This is a genomic window from Sorangium sp. So ce836, assembly GCF_028553905.1.
GTDB classification, from domain to species: Bacteria; Myxococcota_A; Polyangia; order Polyangiales; family Polyangiaceae; genus Sorangium; species Sorangium cellulosum_D.
On sequence record NZ_CP102233.1, the window covers coordinates 12,114,553 to 12,131,374 of the forward strand.

Sequence of the window (16,822 nt, forward strand, 5' to 3'; positions counted from 1 at the left end):
CGCCGCCCTCCCCCGGCACGCGCTTCGCCTGACGTTTCCGCTCCTTTTTCGATCGAGCGCCGGGCCGGCGTCGCCCGCCCATTCGTAAGGGCAAACCCCAGGAACCGCGGCAAATTGCCGCACCCAGCGGCGACCTGCCGCGCCATGGGGCTTCAGTTATCCACAGCGGCAATCTGCCGCGGTCACGCGGCACTTTGCCGTCTTGTCGCACCCCGCCAGCAAGCCATAACTGGGCCGCGCGTCGCTCCCGACGCACCACACAACCCTATGGCTCGGTTCCTGTTCCCACGATGGGCCAACAAAGTGGTGCCCCTGGGGCTGCTCTTCGGAGTTCTGCCCCTCGGCGCCGCTGTGATCGGCGGATTCTGGTACTACGGTACCAACAAACACCTCGAGGTCGGGTATCAGCCGGATCAACCGGTTGACTACTCGCACAAGCTGCATGCCGGCGACCTCGGTATCGACTGCCGCTACTGCCACAACACAGTGGAGGTATCCGGCTTCGCCGCCGTTCCACCGACCGAGACGTGCATGAATTGTCACGCCAAGGTGCGGAGGGACAGCGAAAAGCTTCTGCTCGTGCAGGAGAGCTGGGCGAACGATCAACCCATTCCCTGGGTGCGCGTCCACAACCTGCCCGACTATGCCTATTTCGACCACTCAGCCCACCTCGCTGCAGGGGTCGGCTGCGTGAGCTGTCACGGCCGCGTCGACCAGATGCACAAGGTCCGGCAGGTCGCGCCGCTCTCGATGGGATGGTGCCTGGACTGCCACCGCAATCCGGGCCCCCACCTCCGCAACCCCGCCGACGTCACCAAGATGGATATGGCGCCCTCGACGGCCGTCATGGCGGGCGCCGGGGTCCCCCCGAACCCGGAACCTTATCAAGATCGCGTGCCTGCGGTCACTACCTCCGGGCGGCAGGTGCAGGCGCCGCTCCACTGCTCGGGGTGCCACCGATGAAACGAACTCCTCTCCCCCTCGCCCAGGACATCTCTGGAAAGACCTACTGGCGCAGCTTGAACGAGCTCGCCGGCTCGCCCGACTTCGTCGATGCGCTCGGGCGCGAGTTCCCTCCGGCCGCGTTCGAGCCGCCGGAGGGCGTCGGGCGGCGCACCTTCCTCAGCCTCATGGGCGCGTCGCTCGCCCTCGGCGGCCTCGTGGGCTGCCGCAGGCCCGTCGAGCAGATCCTGCCGTACTCGCGCGCCCCGGAGGACGTCATCCCCGGCCAGCCGCTCTTCTTCGCGACCGCGCTGCCGATGATGGGCACGGCCTTCGGCGTCCTCGTCGAGAGCCACGAGGGGCGGCCCACCAAGATCGAGGGCAACCCGAAGCACCCCGAGAGCCTGGGCGCGACCACCATCTACACCCAGGCCGCGGTCCTCGACCTCTACGATCCCGACCGCAGCAAGTCGCCGCGCGAGGGCGCCGCCGAGAAGTCCTGGGACGACGCGGCGGCGTTCCTGCGCGAGCAGGGCGACAAGCTCCGCAGCCGCGGCGGCAAGGGGCTCGCGATCCTCACCGAGGCGCACAGGTCGCCCACCCTGGCCGCGCGCCTCGCCGATCTCCGCAAGACGCTCCCCGAGGCGCGCGTCGTCCGGTACGAGCCGTTCTCGCGCGACGCCGCGCGCGAGGGCGCGCGGCTCGCGTTCGGCAAGCCGCTCGAGACAACGCTCGATCTGGCGAAGGCGCGCGTCATCGTCGCGCTCGACGCCGACCTGTTCGGCACCGACGGCAGCCCGGTCAAGCAGGCGCGCGGGTTCGCCGCGGGCCGCACGGTCGACAAGGACGCGAAGGCGATGAACCGCCTCTACGCGGTCGAGAGCACCTTCACGATCACCGGCGCGTCGGCGGATCACCGGCTCCGGATCCAGAGCCGCAAGATCCCCGCCTTCGCCTTCGCGCTCGCCGCCGAGCTCGGCAAGCGCGGCGTCGCGCTCGACGCGGAGCTGCTGAAGGCGATCGAGGGCAAGGCCGGCGAGCTCGACGCCAAGGCGACCCGCCACGTCGCCGCCATCGCCGCCGATCTCGCGGCGAACCGCGGGCAAGGCGCGGTCGTGGCCGGGCGCTCGCTGCCGAAGGAGGTCCACGCCCTCGCGCACCTCATCAACCTCGCCCTCGACAACACCGGCAAGGCCGTCCGGCTCGTCGCGCCGTTCGACGAGTCGCGCGAGGGCCCCGAGGCGCTCGTCGAGCTCGCGCGCGCCATCGAGAAGGACGAGGTCGAGGCGCTGATCATCCTGGGCGGCAACCCGGCGTTCGACGCGCCCGCGGACGCGCGCTTCGCCGACGCGCTCGCCAAGGTGCCCGTGAGCGTGCACGTCTCGACGCACGTCGACGAGACGAGCGAGCGCTCCCGCTGGCACCTGAACCGCGCCCACCCGCTGGAGTCGTGGAGCGACGTCCGGGCGGAGGACGGGACGGCCAGCATCGTGCAGCCGCTCATCGCGCCGATCTTCGGCGGCAGGACCGACGCCGAGGTGATCGAGCTCCTGCTCGGCGGCTCGCGGACCGCGTACGACCTCGTGCGGGCGACCTGGATGAACGCCGAGGGCGCGAAGCGCACCGAGCAGGACGTCCGCCGCGCGCTGCACGACGGCCTCTTCGCGGGGACCGAGCTCGCGGACGAGCTGGTGACCGCGACGACGCAGGCCGCGGTCGACGCGCTGCGGGCGTTCGCGCCCGCAGCGGCCGAGGGCCTGGAGGTGACCTTCCGGCCCGACATGCACGCGTGGGACGGGCGGTTCGCGAACAACGGGTGGCTCCAGGAGCTGCCGCACCCGATGACCAAGCTCACCTGGGGCAGCGGCGCGAGCCTCTCGCCGTCCACGGCGGCGCGGCTCGGCGTGAAGGACGGCGACGTCGTGACGCTGTCGGGCGGCGGCGCGCAGGTCCGGATCCCCGTGGTCGTCGCGCCGGGGCAGGCGGACGACTCGGTGGCGATCGGCGTCGGCCAGGGCCGGCGCGCGGCGCTCCGGGTCGGGCGCGGCGTCGGCGTCGACACGACCCCGCTCCGCAAGAGCGACGCCTTCGAGCTCGCCGGCGGCTTCTCGCTGGAGAGGACCGGCGAGAAGGTGGAGCTCGCGCGGACGCAGGAGCACTTCGTGATGGAGGGCCGCCCGCTCGCGCGCGAGGGGACGCTCGCCGAGCTCGAGCAGGACCCGGAGTTCGCGAAGAAGCAGGTCCACGTGCCGCCGCTGCTCAGCCTGTTCCAGGAGCCGAACCGCCGGCAGGGGCACGCCTGGGGCATGAGCATCGACCTCAACGCCTGCATCGGGTGCAACGCGTGCGTGGTCGCCTGCCAGGCCGAGAACAACATCCCGGTCGTGGGCGCCGACGGCGTGCGCCAGACGCGCGAGATGCACTGGCTGCGGGTCGATCGCTACTTCCAGGGGACGAACCCGGACGAGCCGGAGAGCATCCAGCAGCCGCTCCCCTGCCAGCACTGCGAGAACGCGCCGTGCGAGCAGGTGTGCCCGGTCGCCGCCACGACGCACAGCCCCGAGGGGCTGAACGACATGGCGTACAACCGCTGCGTCGGCACGAAGTACTGCGCCAACAACTGCCCGTACAAGGTCCGCCGCTTCAACTTCTTCGAATACGGCCAGCCGGACTCGGAGTCGCGGAAGATGCAGTTCAACCCCAACGTCACCGTCCGATCGCGGGGCGTCATGGAGAAGTGCACCTTCTGCGTGCAGCGGATCAACCACGCCAAGATCGAGGCGAAGAGAGAGGGGCGGGAGCACATCAAGGACGGCGAGATCGTGACCGCGTGCCAGGGCGCCTGCCCGACGCAGGCCATCATCTTCGGCGACCTCAACGACCAGAACAGCCAGGTGTCCGTGACGTCCGCGAGCCCGCGCGGGTACCGGATGCTTGACGAGATCAACACAAAGCCGCGGGTCACCTACCTCGCCAAGATCCGCAACAAGAACCCGGAGCTCGCCGACGCATGAGCGCCACTGCACCCCTCCAGGTCGATCACCCCCGGATCTCCGACCGCGCCGCCCTCTTGGACGAGGCGCCGCTCGTGCAGGGGAAGGACGACTTCCGTTCCCTCACCGACAAGGTCGCGGGGATCGTGCTCAACAAGCCGCCCTCGGGGTGGCTCATCCTGTTCTGCCTCGCCGTCAGCCTCCTGCTCGTCCTCGGCGGCTCGCTCGTCCACCTCGTCGGGACCGGCATCGGTATCTGGGGGCTGAACACCACGGTCAACTGGGCGTGGGACATCACCGGCTTCGTGTTCTGGGTCGGTATCGGCCACGCCGGCACGCTCATCAGCGCCATCCTCTTCCTCTTCCGCCAGAAGTGGAGGACGAGCATCAACCGCGCGGCGGAGGCGATGACGATCTTCGCCGTCGCGTGCGCCGCCATCTACCCGGTGGCCCACCTGGGCCGGATCTGGTTCGCCCACTGGCTGTTCCCGATCCCGAACCAGATGAGCATCTGGCCGAACTTCAAGAGCCCGCTGCTCTGGGACGTCTTCGCCGTCTCGACCTACGCGACGGTCTCGGCCCTCTTCTGGTTCGTCGGGCTCATCCCCGACCTCGCCACGCTCCGCGACCGGGCCACGACGCGGACGAGGCAGATCGTCTTCGGCATCCTCTGCCTCGGGTGGCGCGGCTCGCACCGGCACTGGCTGCACTACGAGAAGGCCTACCTCATCTTCGCCGGCCTCTCGACGCCGCTCGTGCTCAGCGTGCACACGATCGTGTCGTTCGACTTCGCCGTATCGATCGTCCCCGGCTGGCACACCACCATCTTCCCGCCGTACTTCGTCGCCGGCGCCATCTTCAGCGGGTTCGCGATGGTCGTCACGCTGATGGTGTTCGCGCGCAAGGCGTTCGGTCTCCAGGGCCTGATCACGATCCGGCACCTCGAGAACATGAACAAGGTGATCGTCGCGACGGGCACCATGGTCGGCTACGCGTACGGCATGGAGCTCTTCATCGCGTGGTACAGCGGCAACGCCTACGAGCGGTTCGCCTTCGCGAACCGCATCCTCGGGCCGTACGCCTGGGCCTATTGGACCATGGTGAGCTGCAACGTCATCTTCCCGCAGCTCTTCTGGTTCAAGAAGGTGCGCACCAGCATCCCCGCGATGTTCATCATCTCGATCCTGGTCAACATCGGGATGTGGTTCGAGCGTTTCGTCATCATCGTGACGAGCCTCCACCGCGACTTCCTCCCGTCCAGCTGGACCTACTTCCGCCCGACCATCTGGGACATGTCGACGTTCTTCGGCTCGTTCGGCCTCTTCTTCACCCTCTTCCTGCTGTTCGTCCGCTACCTCCCGATGGTCGCGATCAGCGAGGTGAAGGGGATCACGCCGGCGGCCGATCCTCACGGCTCGCACAGCAACGACGAGGCTCATCATGCAGCGTGACAGCGACCCTCCGAGCCGGAAGCGCTCCGGGGAGCCTGCCTCGGCCGAGGAGGCAGGAGAGCTCAAGGACTCCGATCGCGGAGGCCAGCCCGGCGACGAGCCGCAGGGCTTCGTGCCCAAGGACGAGGCCGAGTACGACGAGCCCCACGAGGAGGGGCCGCACGGCAAGGCGGTGCTCGGGATCGAGCGCAAGCTGGAGCACCGGGCCGAGGAGGCAGCGGCCGCGGCGTCGTCGCCGTACGCGCTGATGGGCTACTTCTCGACCCCGGCGGACATCTACCACGCGTGCGAGGCGCTCCGGGACGCGGGCTACAGCCGCTTCGACGCGCACACGCCGTTCCCCGTGCACGGGCTGGAGAAGGCGATGGGGCTCAAGCCGACGCCGCTGCCGTGGCTCGTGCTCGGCGGCGGGGCGACGGGGCTCGTCAGCGCCGTCCTGCTCGCCTGGTACACGCAGCTCCACGACTATCCGCTCATCATCAGCGGCAAGCCGTCGTTCTCGTACCAGGCGTTCATCCCGATCTTCTTCGAGCTCACGGTCCTCTTCGCGGCGCTCACGTGCTTCTTCTCGCTCTTCGCGCTCGGGCGCCTGCCGTCGTTCTTCCACCCCACCATGACGCACCCCTCATTTCCGCGCGCGACCGACGACGCCTTCTTCATCAGCGTCGAGGTGAGCGACCCGAAGTTCGATGCCACGGAGACGCGCAACCTCCTCCAGCGCGTCGGCGCGCAGGGCATCAGGGAGGTCTCCTCGTGAAACGCTGGTGTATTCCCCTCCTCGTCGTCCTCGCCGGCTGTCGCGGACAGGCGAGCAGCGATCCGCCGATCCACGTCTTCGGGGACATGGACTGGCAGCCCAAGTTCCAGCCCGAGGAGGGCACGCGCCTCTTCGCCGACGGGCGGGCGATGCGGCCGCTCGTGCAGGGCACGGTGCACCAGGGGGCGCTCGACGAGAGCGAGGCCTACCGCACCGGCAAGGACGGCGAGGCGTTCCTGGCGATGGCGCCCATCACCGTCGACGAGGCGGTGATCCGGCGCGGCCAGGACCGCTTCAACATCTACTGCGCGCCCTGCCACGACCAGAGCGGCAGCGGGCAGGGCATGGTGGTGAAGCGCGGGTACCCGCCGCCCATCGACCTCGCGTCCGACCGGGCGCGCGGCCTGCCCGACGGCGAGATCTTCAACGTCATCACGAACGGCGTGCGGAACATGCCGGCGTATCGGAAGCAGATCCCGGTCAAGGATCGGTGGGCGATCGTCACGTGGGTGCGCGTCCTGCAGCACAGCCAGCACGGCAGCATCGACGATGTCCCTGAGGCCCAGCGGAGCAACATCGCGAAGGAGAGCGGAACTCCATGAAGTCCCACGGAAGTGCTCTGGCCGAGGACGCGAAGGTCCTCGATAAGGCGGTCGCGAAGCGGCTCGTCTCGAGGAGCATGGTGCTCGCCGTCGTCGGCGTGGCGCTCTCGGCGCTGGCGGCGATCGTCGACACGAAGCGTTTCGCGTTCTCGTACCTCACCGGCTTCACCTGGCTCGTGACGATCGGGCTCGGCGCGCTGTTCTTCGTGATCATCCAGCACCTGACGCGCGCGCGCTGGTCCGCGGCCGCGCGCCGCCACATGGAGTGGATGAGCGGCGTCCTGCCGGCGTGCGTCGTGCTGTTCCTCCCGATCGCGGTGCTCGCCCACGACGTCTACCACCACTGGATGGGGCCCGAGGCCGCGAACGATCACGTGCTCCACGAGAAGGCGGCGTACCTGAACCCGACCTTCTTCTACATCCGCGCCGCGGTGTTCCTCGCGGCGTGGACGGGCCTCGCGCTCTGGTTCATCAAGACCTCCCGCGCGCAGGACGACAGCGCCGATTTCCGCCCGACCGCGAAGATGCGGGCCAGCAGCGCCCCGGCCGTCATCGTCTTCGCCCTGACCCTCTCGTTCGCGGCGTTCGACTGGCTGATGAGCATCGACCCGCACTGGTACTCGACGATCTTCGGCGTCTACGTGTTCGCCGGCGCGGCGACGAGCTCCCTCTCGGCGCTCGCGCTGATCACGATCGCGCTCCACAAGGCGGGGCTCCTGCGCAAGGTGAGCAACGTCGAGCGCCAGCACGACATCGGCAAGCTCCTCTTCGGCTTCGTCATTTTCTGGGCCTACATCGCGTTCTCGCAGTTCTTGCTCATCTGGTACGCCAACATCCCGGAGGAGACGATCTTCTATCGTCACCGCTGGGAGGGCTCGTGGAAGGTCGTGAGCCTGGCCCTCTTGTTCGGCCACTTCGTCGTGCCGTTCCTCGTCCTCCTGTCGCGGCACGCCAAGCGGAGCCCGCTGGTCCTCGGGGCGGCGTCGGTGCTCCTCCTCGTGATGCACTACGTCGACCTCTACTGGCTGGTCATGCCGAACGTGGATCACCACGGCGCGCACCTCAGCTGGATCGACCTCGCCGGACTGCTCGGCCCGCTGGGCGTGGGAGCCTGGATGCTCTCCCTTCAAGCGGCCAAGAGCCCGCTGTATCCTCTGAACGACCCACACCTTGCCGAAGCGGCTCGGATCGACAACCCGTAAGGAGCCGGCCATGAGCGAAGCGACCGACAACACTGCGACCGAGCACGCCGAGACCGAGCACGAGCATGCCGAGGCGGATCGACCGCCGAACTCGCTCATCTTCGTGATCGTGATCGCCACGCTGCTCTCCCTCGTGGTGACCGTCCTCTTCGTGAACGAGGTCTTCAAGGCGACGATGGAGCGGGAGATCTCGAGCAAGGTGCTCGAGCCGCCGAACAGCGCGCTCCGCGGCCTTCGGGCCATGGAGAAGGAGCGCCTCAGCCACTACCAGTGGGCGAGCGAGAAAGACGGCGTCGTCCGCATCCCGGTCGACGAGGCCGTGGGGCTCACGCTGAAGGCCTACCAGGAGAAGCGCATCGGGCAGCCGCTCCCCGGCGCGAGCGCCGCGCCCGCGCAGGCGGCGCAGCCGGGGCAGCCCGAGGACAGCGGTACGAAGCCCGACGAGGCCGCGGCGCCGAAGGCCGAGAACGGCGCGCCGGCCCAGGGGCAGGACGCGGCGAAGCCCGGCGACAAGGACGCGGCCAAGCCCGCCGACGCCAAGCCCGCCGACGCCAAGCCCGCCGACGCCAAGCCCGCCGACGCGCCCAAGCCCGCCGACGCCAAGCCCGCCGACGCGCCCAAGCCCGCCGACGCCAAGCCCGCCGACGCGCCCAAGCCCGCCGACGCCAAGCCCGCGCAGCCTGGCGGCGCGGCCCCCAAGCCCGCCCAGCCCGCGCAGCCTGGCGGCGCGGCCCCCAAGCCCGCCAGCCCGGCGCCGTCCGCTCCGGAGCAGTGATGTCTCGCCCGCTGTCCGCCCTGCTCGCCGTGCTCGCGCTCGTGGTGGCCACCGTCACCCCGGCGCGGCGCGCGCGGGCGGCGGACACAACCATTCCGACCGAGCTCGCCGGCATCGACATCGAGGAGCGGCCGGGCGCTCAGCTGCCGCGCGAGCTCAGGCTCCGCGACCAGTCCGGGCAAGAGGTCGAGCTCGGCCGGTACGTGGCGGGCGACAAGCCCCTCGTCCTGGTGCTCGGCTACTACGAGTGCCCGATGCTGTGCTCGCTGGTCCTGAACGGCGTCCTCCAGGCGATGAAGGAGAGCGCCTGGAGCGCCGGCAAGGAGTACCGCGCCCTGGTCGTGAGCTTCGATCCCCGCGACACGCCCGAGGCGGCGCGCAAGAAGCGGGCGAACTACATCGAGGCCTACGGCCGGCCCATCACCGGCGACGGCTTCGACTTCCTCGTCGGGGACGAGGCCTCGGTGCGGACGCTCGCGAGCGCCGTCGGCTTCAACTACCGATGGGACGAGACGACCAAGCAGTACGCGCACGCGGCGGGCGCGTTCGTCTTCACCCCGGACGGGCGCCTGTCGCGCACGCTGTACGGCATCTCCTTTCCACAAAAGAACTTCGGCCTCGCGCTGCGCGAAGCGGGCAGCGGGCAGGTCGGGAGCGCCTGGGATCGGGTGCTGTTGTTCTGTTTCCATTACGATCCCAACGCCCGAGGGTACGTCCTGGCGACGCAGCGGCTGATGAAGGCCGCCGGCGTCGTCACGGTCGTGCTGCTCGGGCTCTGGCTGTTGCGCTTCTGGCGGACTGAACGCGCCCGCACGAGGGCGCGCGTAAACGAGGCTTCCTAGGGACACAAGGTGGCGGAGCCACAACTATGGAGATGAAGAACCCGATCGAACTTGGCTCCTTCTGGCTGCCCCGCGCGGGGTCGACGCTCGCCGAGCACATCGACGCCGGCTGGGCCGCGGCCTACTGGGTCGCCGTCCTCTTCTTCGTCCTGGTCACCGGGGCGGTCGTGCTGTTCGCCGTGAAGTACCGGCGGCGCAGCGAGAAGGACAAGACGAGCCCCATCGACCACAGCGCGACGGTCGAGGTCGTGTGGACGCTGATCCCGCTCGCCATCCTCATCGCGCTCTTCTTCGTGGGCATGCGCGGCTACGTGCACGCCTCGGTGGCGCCGGCCGAGTCCTACGAGATCAACGCCACCGGCGAGATGTACATCTGGACGTTCACCTACCCCGACGGGACGACGACCGTGAACGAGCTCGCCGTGCCGCGGGGGCGCCCGGTGCGGATCATCCTGAGCTCGAAGGACATCCTCCACAGCTTCTTCATCCCGGAGTTCCGCGTGAAGCAGGACGTGGTCCCGGGCTCGTACACGTCGGTCTGGTTCGAGGCGACGGACACGCGCGAGACGGTGCTCCTGTGCACCGAGTACTGCGGCTCCGGCCACTCGGACATGATGGCCACGGTCAAGGTGATGGAGCCGTCGGACTTCGAGAAGTGGCTGGAGGGCAACAACAACAGCGACCTCCCGCCCGAGGAGCTCGGCAAGACGCTCTTCGCCAAGCGGAGCTGCGCGACCTGCCACTCGCTCGACGGGACGCGCCTCCAGGGGCCGTCGCTCAAGGGGCTCTTCGGCCGCGAGGAGGAGCTCACGAACGGATCGAAGGTCACCGTGGACGAGAACTACTTCCGCGAGAGCCTGTTCAACCCGCAAGGCCAGATCGTGCGCGGCTACCCGCCGGTGATGCCGTCGTTCAAGGGGCTCCTCAAGGACAGAGAAGTGGACGCGCTCATCGCTTACCTCAAGACGGTGAAGTGAGCGCCGGGGAGAAGCAGTCATGTCGCAGACAGTAACGACCCTCGACGTCAATACGGCGCCCGACGGCGGCCACGGATCGGATTACATCCGGGCCACGAGCGGGATCATGTCGTGGCTCACCACGGTCGATCACAAGCGGATCGGCCTGATGTACCTCGTCAGCACCTTCATCGCCTTCCTCATGGGCGGGGTCTTCGCGCTGGTCCTCCGGCTCGAGCTCCTGACGCCGAAGGCGACGATCATCAGCGCGAACGCCTATAACCAGATGTTCACGCTCCACGGCGCGGTGATGACGTTCCTCTTCATCATCCCGAGCATCCCCGGCGCGCTCGGCAACTTCCTCCTGCCGATCATGATCGGCGCGAAGGACGTCGCCTTCCCGAAGCTGAACCTCCTCAGCCTGTACCTCTACTGGATCGGCGCCCTCTTCACGCTCTCGTCGCTCGTCACGGGCGGCATCGACACCGGCTGGACGTTCTACGTCCCGTACTCGAGCACGGTCACCACGACGTCGGTCCTGAGCGTCACGTTCGGCGTCTTCATCCTCGGCTTCTCCAGCGTGCTCACGGGGCTGAACTTCGTCGTCACCCTGCACAAGCTCCGGGCGCCCGGGATGGGCTGGTACAAGATGCCGCTCATGCTCTGGGCGCTCTACGCGACGAGCATCGTCCAGATCCTCGCGACCCCCGTCCTCGGCATCACGCTCCTCCTGCTCATCGCCGAGCGCGCGTTCCACATCGGCATCTTCGACCCGGCGCTCGGCGGCGACCCGGTGCTCTACCAGCACTTCTTCTGGTTCTACAGCCATCCGGCCGTCTACATCATGATCCTGCCGGGCATGGGCATCATCAGCGAGCTCATCTCCGTGCACGCGCGGCGCCGGATCTTCGGCTACAAGGCGATCGCCTTCTCCAGCGTCGCCATCGCCCTGGTCGGCTTCCTCGTGTGGGGCCACCACATGTTCACCTCGGGCCAGAGCGAGCTCGCGGCGATCATCTTCTCGTTCCTGACCTTCCTCGTCGCCATCCCCAGCGGGGTCAAGGTCTTCAACTGGACCGCCACGCTGTGGCGCGGCTCGATCAGCTTCAACGCGCCGATGCTGTACGCGCTGTCGTTCCTCATCCTCTTCTCGATCGGCGGCCTGACCGGCGTCTTCCTCGGGATGCTCAGCGTCGACCTCCACCTGCACGACACGTACTTCGTCGTCGCGCACTTCCACTACGTGATGGTGGGCGGCACCGTCATCGCCTACTTCGGCGGTCTCCACCACTGGTGGCCCAAGATCACCGGGAAGATGTACTCCGAGCGGCTCGCCGCCATCGCCTGCGTCCTCGTGTTCATCGGCTTCAACGTCACGTTCTTCACGCAGTTCGTCCTGGGCAGCCGCGGGATGCCGCGGCGCTACTACAACTACCTCGACCAGTTCCAGCCGCTGCACGCCTTCTCGACGGTGGGCTCGTGGATCCTGGGCGCCGGCATCCTCGTGATGCTGGTCTGCTTGATCCGCTCGCTCCGCTCCGGCGCGCCGGCGCCGAAGAACCCCTGGGGCGGGCTCAGCCTCGAGTGGACCACCGCCTCCCCGCCCATCACCGAGAACTTCGTCCGCACGCCGATCGTGACCAAGGGCGCATACGACTTCAACACGGAGAACGCATGAGCGCGCACGCCGAGGCCGCCGATCGGCCGAACAAGGCCGGGCCGGTCCTGTCCCCCAATTTCCACGTCGCCCATCATTTCGACTCCGCGGACACGCAGTTCGACGCCGGCAGGATGGGCATCTGGCTCTTCCTGGTCACCGAGGTCCTCCTCTTCGGCGGGCTGTTCTGCGCGTTCGCGGTCTTCCGGACGTGGTTCTTCGACTCGTTCGTGGAGGCCCACCATCACCTCGACAAGGTGATGGGCGGCATCAACACGGTGGTGCTCATCTGTTCCAGCCTGACGATGGCGCTCGCCGTCCGGTCGGCGCAGAAGAGCGACCAGAAGACGACGACGCGGCTGCTCGTGATCACGCTGCTCTGCGCGGCCGCGTTCCTCGTGATCAAGTACTTCGAGTACCAGCACAAGTTCCACGACGGCCTGCTGCCCGGGAAGTACTTCACCGCCGAGGGCTTCACCACGGCCCACGCGGGGATCTTCTTCGCCATCTACTTCATGATGACGGGCATCCACGGCCTGCACGTCATCATCGGGATGGGGCTCATCACGTGGATCCTCATCCGCAACACGCGCGGTGAGTTCTCGAGCCGTTACTACTCGCCGGTCGAGGGGGTCGGGCTGTACTGGCACCTCGTCGACCTCATCTGGATCTATCTCTTCCCCCTCCTCTACCTGGTGGGCTGAGGCCTAGAGGACAGCATGTCGACACACGCAGAAGCAGCCGACGCGCACGGACACGGGCACGGCCATGGCCACGGCGCGGACCACGTGCCCCACGTCCTGCCGCTCAAGGTCTACATCGCCACCTGGCTCACGCTGCTCGTGCTCACGGTCGTGACCGTGGGGGCGAGCTACGTCGACCTCGGCGCGGCCAACCTGGCCATCGCGGTCCTGATCGCGACGGTGAAGGCGAGCGTCGTGGCGCTCATCTTCATGCACCTCAAGTGGGACCACAAATTCCACACCCTGATCTTCGCGTCGTCGCTCATCTTCCTGGCGATCTTCATCGGCTTCACGATGTTCGACACGAACAACCGGGGCCGGGCCGACCAGGTCGAGGCCGAGCGGCCGGCGGACATCAAGGCGCCCTTCGACGGCAAGCGCGCCGCCGACAACTGGATCGTGAAGAAGCCGCACAAGGTGGCCCCGCCGCCGAAGCAGGTCCACCAGGGCACCGAGTGACCCGCTGCGGGGCCGCGCGCCCCGCAGCAAGCGCCGGACGTAAGCCGGCACACAATCGCAAGCCCCTGGAATCACAGGGATTTTTCTTGCCACCCCCCGGATGTGGGCGCGGGTGCACCTCGCGCGTGCTCGCGGCTTTCGTGCGCGGTACAAGGGAGCGGTTGAAAGGCAACGTCGAAAGGTTGCTCCGGGCTGAACGCCGGACGCCGCGACCGCGCCCTGGAAGCCCTCCCTGTCCGCGCGCGGATGCAATCCTCCTTCCAATCCTGGTCGCTTGACGCCGACCCCACCAAGAGCGGCGCGCCCCCGGCGGCGCGGCGGCGGCTCGCGGTCCTGCTGTCCGGGCCGAAGCCCCCGTCCTGGGACACCGCCGACCGGTGGCTGATCCAGCTCAGGTGGGTCGCGATCGCGGGCATGATCGCGACGACGGTGGCGAGCCGGAAGCTCGTGCCCGACCTCCGGCTCGGGCCGCTCGTCCTCGGCATCGCGGCGATCACGGTGGCGAACCTCGCCTGGACCTACCGGGTCCGGCGCGCGCGCCCGCTCGACGGTGGCGAGACCTCGACGCGCGAGCCCGCGCAGGAGCTCGCGCGCGCCCAGCTCGTGGGCGACGTGGTCGCGAACGCCTGGATGCTCTGGTTCTCGGGCGGCCTCGAGAACCCGTTCGCCGTCTTCCTCGCCTTCCACATCGCCCTCTCCGGCCTGCTCTGCCCGCGGCGCACGACCGTGCTCGTGGGGCTGCTGACGCTGCTCGCGATCGGCGTGCTCACCGACGCGGAGCCGCTGCCGCTCGACTCCGCGTCGCTCGACGGCGACCGCATCCGGCAGCTCGGCGACCTGGTCTCGCTGACGTCGCTGACGCTGTTCCTCGGCTTCTTCGTCGTCGTCTACGCGCACAGGCTCGAGGAGCTCCGGCAGCAGAGCCAGCGGAACGAGCGGCTGGCGATGCTCGGGCGCATGGTCGGCGGCATGTCTCACGAGCTCAGCACGCCGCTCGCGACGATCCTCCTCGCGAGCAAGGACCTCGTCGACGTGGCGCGCGAGACGGGCTCGGAGGACGCGGCGCGCATGGCCGAGACGGTGGCCGGCGAGGCCCGGCGCGCGAGCGACATCATCAGCCTGATGCGCGGGCAGATCCGGCTCGATCAGCGGCTCGAGCCCCTGGAGCTCACCCGCTTCGTGCGCGACCTCTCAAAGGCCGAGCTCGCGCGGCTCGGCTACCGGGGCGAGCTCGCGTTCGACACGCCGCGGCCGGTGCAGGCGAACGTGCTCAAGCCGGCGCTGCGCCAGGTGCTCGTCAACCTGCTCGCGAACGCGGCCGAGGCGATCGACGACGGGGCCGAGCAGCGGATCGAGGTGAGCGTCGTCGAGCGCGGCGACGTCTGCGAGATCGCGGTCTCGGACAGCGGCCCGGGGCTGAGCCCCGAGATCGCCGGGCGGCTCGGGGAGCCGTTCCAGACGACGAAGATGTCGCAGGGCGGGATGGGGCTCGGGCTCTACATCAGCTCGATGATGGCCTCGCGCATGAACGCGGTGCTGCGCATGGAGAGCGTCGAGACCGGCGGGGCGAAGGCGACCTTGCGCCTCCGCCTCGACGGGACCACGGGCCCGATGGACGCGGATCTCCCCCCCGCGCTGAAGCGCGCCGGGGCCGCCTGAGGTGAAGATGACGCGACGGATCGAGACGGCGCTGCTCGTGGACGACGACGACGCGTTCCGCACCACGCTGCAGGGCGCGCTGCGCCGCCGCGGCGTCGTGGCGCGGACCGCGGCGACGATCGACGAGGGGCTCGTGGCGCTCGAGTACGAGCCGGTGGACCTCGTGGTCATCGACTACCGCATGCCGCGCGGCGACGGGCTCAGCGCGCTCGCCAAGTACCGCAAGCTGCAGCCCGACGCGGCGATCGTGATGCTGACCGGGTTCGGGGACATCCCGCTCGCGGTGGCGGCGATGCGCGAGGGCGCGGACACGCTGCTCAGCAAGCCCGTCGACGCCGACAAGCTCCTGCGCGAAGCCGCGAGCCTCCGCGAGCGCCAGCGGCCGCCCCCCTCGGCGGCGGCCCCGACGCCGCCGCCCGGGAGCCTGAAGCTCGACGACCTGGAGCGCGAGGCGATCCGCGCCGCGCTCCGGGAGTCGGGCGGCGTGGTGGCGACCGCGGCGAAGCTGCTCGGGATCGACCGGCGGACGCTGCAGCGGAAGCTGAAGAAGCTCGGGGGCTAGGCCTTCTGGAGCGCGTCGAGCGCGCCGAGGACGTCCTTCACGACGTCCTCGGTCTCCTCGACGCCGACCGAGAGGCGGATGAGCGCGGGGGAGATGCCGATCGCCGCGAGCTGCTCGTCGTTGAGCTCGTGGAAGCTCATGATGCAGGGCTGCTCGATGAGCGTCTCCACGCCGCCGAAGCTCGGGGCGATCGCGGCGATGCGCGTGCCGTCGACGACGCGCGCGGCCGCCTCGCGCCCGCCGCGCACGATGAAGCTCACGACGCCGCCGAAGCCGCGCATCTGGGCGGCCGCGATCTCGTGATCCGGGTGCGACGGGAGCCCGGGGTAGAACACCCGCTCGACGGCGGGGTGCGCCTCGAGCGCGCGCGCCACCGCGAGCCCCGTCGCGTTCTGCCGCTCGACGCGGAGCGCGAGCGTCTTCATCCCGCGGCCGATCAGCGCCGCGGCGTGGGGGTCGATGATGCCGCCGAGGACGCTGCGCATGTCGCGGACGAGCGAGATCAGCGCGCTGGAGCCGGACACCGCGCCGCCGAGGACGTCGTTGTGGCCGGACAGGTACTTGCTGGCGCTGTGGACGACGAGGTCGATGCCGCGGCCGATCGGGTCGGAGTTGTACGGGGTCGCGAACGTCGCGTCGACGATCGTCTTGACGCGCGCCTTCTTGCAGATCTCGGCGAAGCGGGACAGGTCGATGCAGTGCAGGTACGGGTTCGTCGGCGACTCGCTCAGCGCGAAGCGGGTGCGCGGCTTGAAGGCCGCCTCGAGCTGGTCGAACGCGCCCGGATCGATGAGCGTGTGCTCGACGCCGAGCCGCGAGAGCACGTTGATCACGAACTGCCGCGTGCGGCGGTACACGTCGCGGAAGAGGATGACGTGGTCGCCCGCCTTGAGCAGGGCGAACGCCGTGGTCGTCACCGCCGCCATCCCGCTCGCGAAGAGCAGGGCGTCCTCCGCGCGATCGAGCGCCGCGATGCGCTGCTCGACCTCGCGCACGGTCGGGTTGCCGTAGCGGCCGTACTCCTGGCGCTCCGGGTCCGTGTCGCCCCCGGCGAAGTAGCGCTCGAGATCCGCCGTGTTTGCAAACGTGTACGTCGCCGTCTGCGCGATCGCGGGGGCGAGGGTGTGGGACGGCCGCTCGCGGAGCACACCCGCGTGCACAGCATCGGTCGAGTTCGGCAGTTCGGTCTTCATGGGGGCGCTGAGGTGGGGGGCGCCGAGGT

General features: G+C 69.2%; 15 protein-coding genes. 14 read left to right on the forward strand and 1 reads right to left on the reverse strand.

Annotated elements, in window-relative coordinates; all coding sequences use genetic code 11:
- Positions 1-267 precede the first annotated feature (267 nt).
- The 14 genes from NQZ70_RS44235 (at position 268) to NQZ70_RS44300 (ending at position 15,600) form a co-directional block, all read left to right on the forward strand.
- Entirely contained in the window at positions 268-963 is a 696-nt protein-coding gene (locus NQZ70_RS44235; protein ID WP_129579597.1) for a cytochrome c3 family protein, read from the forward strand.
- Entirely contained in the window at positions 960-3,956 is a 2,997-nt protein-coding gene (locus tag NQZ70_RS44240; protein WP_129579598.1) for a TAT-variant-translocated molybdopterin oxidoreductase, read from the forward strand. Before NQZ70_RS44235 ends, NQZ70_RS44240 begins: the two co-directional genes overlap by 4 nt.
- On the forward strand, positions 3,953-5,386 hold the full coding sequence (nrfD, locus tag NQZ70_RS44245; protein WP_129579599.1) for an NrfD/PsrC family molybdoenzyme membrane anchor subunit: 1,434 nt from the start codon (positions 3,953-3,955) through the stop codon (positions 5,384-5,386). The genes NQZ70_RS44240 and nrfD overlap by 4 nt, the downstream gene beginning before the upstream one ends.
- Positions 5,376-6,143 (forward strand): DUF3341 domain-containing protein, encoded by a 768-nt coding sequence (locus NQZ70_RS44250; protein ID WP_129579600.1) that lies wholly within the window; start codon positions 5,376-5,378, stop codon positions 6,141-6,143. The genes nrfD and NQZ70_RS44250 overlap by 11 nt, the downstream gene beginning before the upstream one ends.
- Positions 6,140-6,745, forward strand: coding sequence for a cytochrome c (locus tag NQZ70_RS44255; protein ID WP_129579601.1), 606 nt, complete (start codon positions 6,140-6,142; stop codon positions 6,743-6,745). Before NQZ70_RS44250 ends, NQZ70_RS44255 begins: the two co-directional genes overlap by 4 nt.
- Positions 6,742-7,947: a hypothetical protein gene (locus NQZ70_RS44260; protein WP_129579602.1), complete on the forward strand. Its 1,206-nt coding sequence runs from the start codon at positions 6,742-6,744 to the stop codon at positions 7,945-7,947. Before NQZ70_RS44255 ends, NQZ70_RS44260 begins: the two co-directional genes overlap by 4 nt.
- 10 nt (positions 7,948-7,957) lie before the next feature.
- Positions 7,958-8,722 carry a hypothetical protein gene (locus tag NQZ70_RS44265; protein WP_272826870.1) on the forward strand — a complete coding sequence of 255 codons (765 nt, stop codon included), beginning with the start codon at positions 7,958-7,960 and terminating at the stop codon, positions 8,720-8,722.
- A complete protein-coding gene (locus NQZ70_RS44270) occupies positions 8,722-9,564 on the forward strand; it encodes an SCO family protein (protein ID WP_129579605.1) in 843 nt (280 codons plus the stop codon). The genes NQZ70_RS44265 and NQZ70_RS44270 overlap by 1 nt, the downstream gene beginning before the upstream one ends.
- A 26-nt stretch (positions 9,565-9,590) precedes the next feature.
- Positions 9,591-10,541: a cytochrome c oxidase subunit II gene (gene coxB / locus NQZ70_RS44275; protein ID WP_129579606.1), complete on the forward strand. Its 951-nt coding sequence runs from the start codon at positions 9,591-9,593 to the stop codon at positions 10,539-10,541.
- Positions 10,542-10,560: 19 nt separating this feature from the next.
- Positions 10,561-12,198: a cytochrome c oxidase subunit I gene (gene ctaD, locus NQZ70_RS44280; RefSeq protein WP_129579607.1), complete on the forward strand. Its 1,638-nt coding sequence runs from the start codon at positions 10,561-10,563 to the stop codon at positions 12,196-12,198.
- Complete coding sequence (locus NQZ70_RS44285; RefSeq protein WP_129579608.1) at positions 12,195-12,881, forward strand: cytochrome c oxidase subunit 3 family protein; 687 nt, start codon at positions 12,195-12,197, stop codon at positions 12,879-12,881. The genes ctaD and NQZ70_RS44285 overlap by 4 nt, the downstream gene beginning before the upstream one ends.
- 15 nt (positions 12,882-12,896) lie before the next feature.
- Entirely contained in the window at positions 12,897-13,379 is a 483-nt protein-coding gene (locus tag NQZ70_RS44290) for a cytochrome C oxidase subunit IV family protein (protein WP_129579609.1), read from the forward strand.
- Positions 13,380-13,625: 246 nt separating this feature from the next.
- Entirely contained in the window at positions 13,626-15,038 is a 1,413-nt protein-coding gene (locus NQZ70_RS44295; protein ID WP_129579610.1) for a sensor histidine kinase, read from the forward strand.
- A 7-nt stretch (positions 15,039-15,045) separates the two neighbouring features.
- The gene (locus NQZ70_RS44300; protein ID WP_129579611.1) at positions 15,046-15,600 is read left to right on the forward strand and encodes a response regulator transcription factor; all 555 of its coding nucleotides are present in this window, start codon (positions 15,046-15,048) and stop codon (positions 15,598-15,600) included.
- Here NQZ70_RS44300 and NQZ70_RS44305 read toward each other — a convergent pair.
- Positions 15,597-16,793: a PLP-dependent aspartate aminotransferase family protein gene (locus NQZ70_RS44305; RefSeq protein ID WP_129579612.1), complete on the reverse strand. Its 1,197-nt coding sequence runs from the start codon at positions 16,791-16,793 to the stop codon at positions 15,597-15,599. The two genes, NQZ70_RS44300 and NQZ70_RS44305, sit on opposite strands and share 4 nt — an antisense overlap.
- Positions 16,794-16,822: the final 29 nt, after the last annotated feature.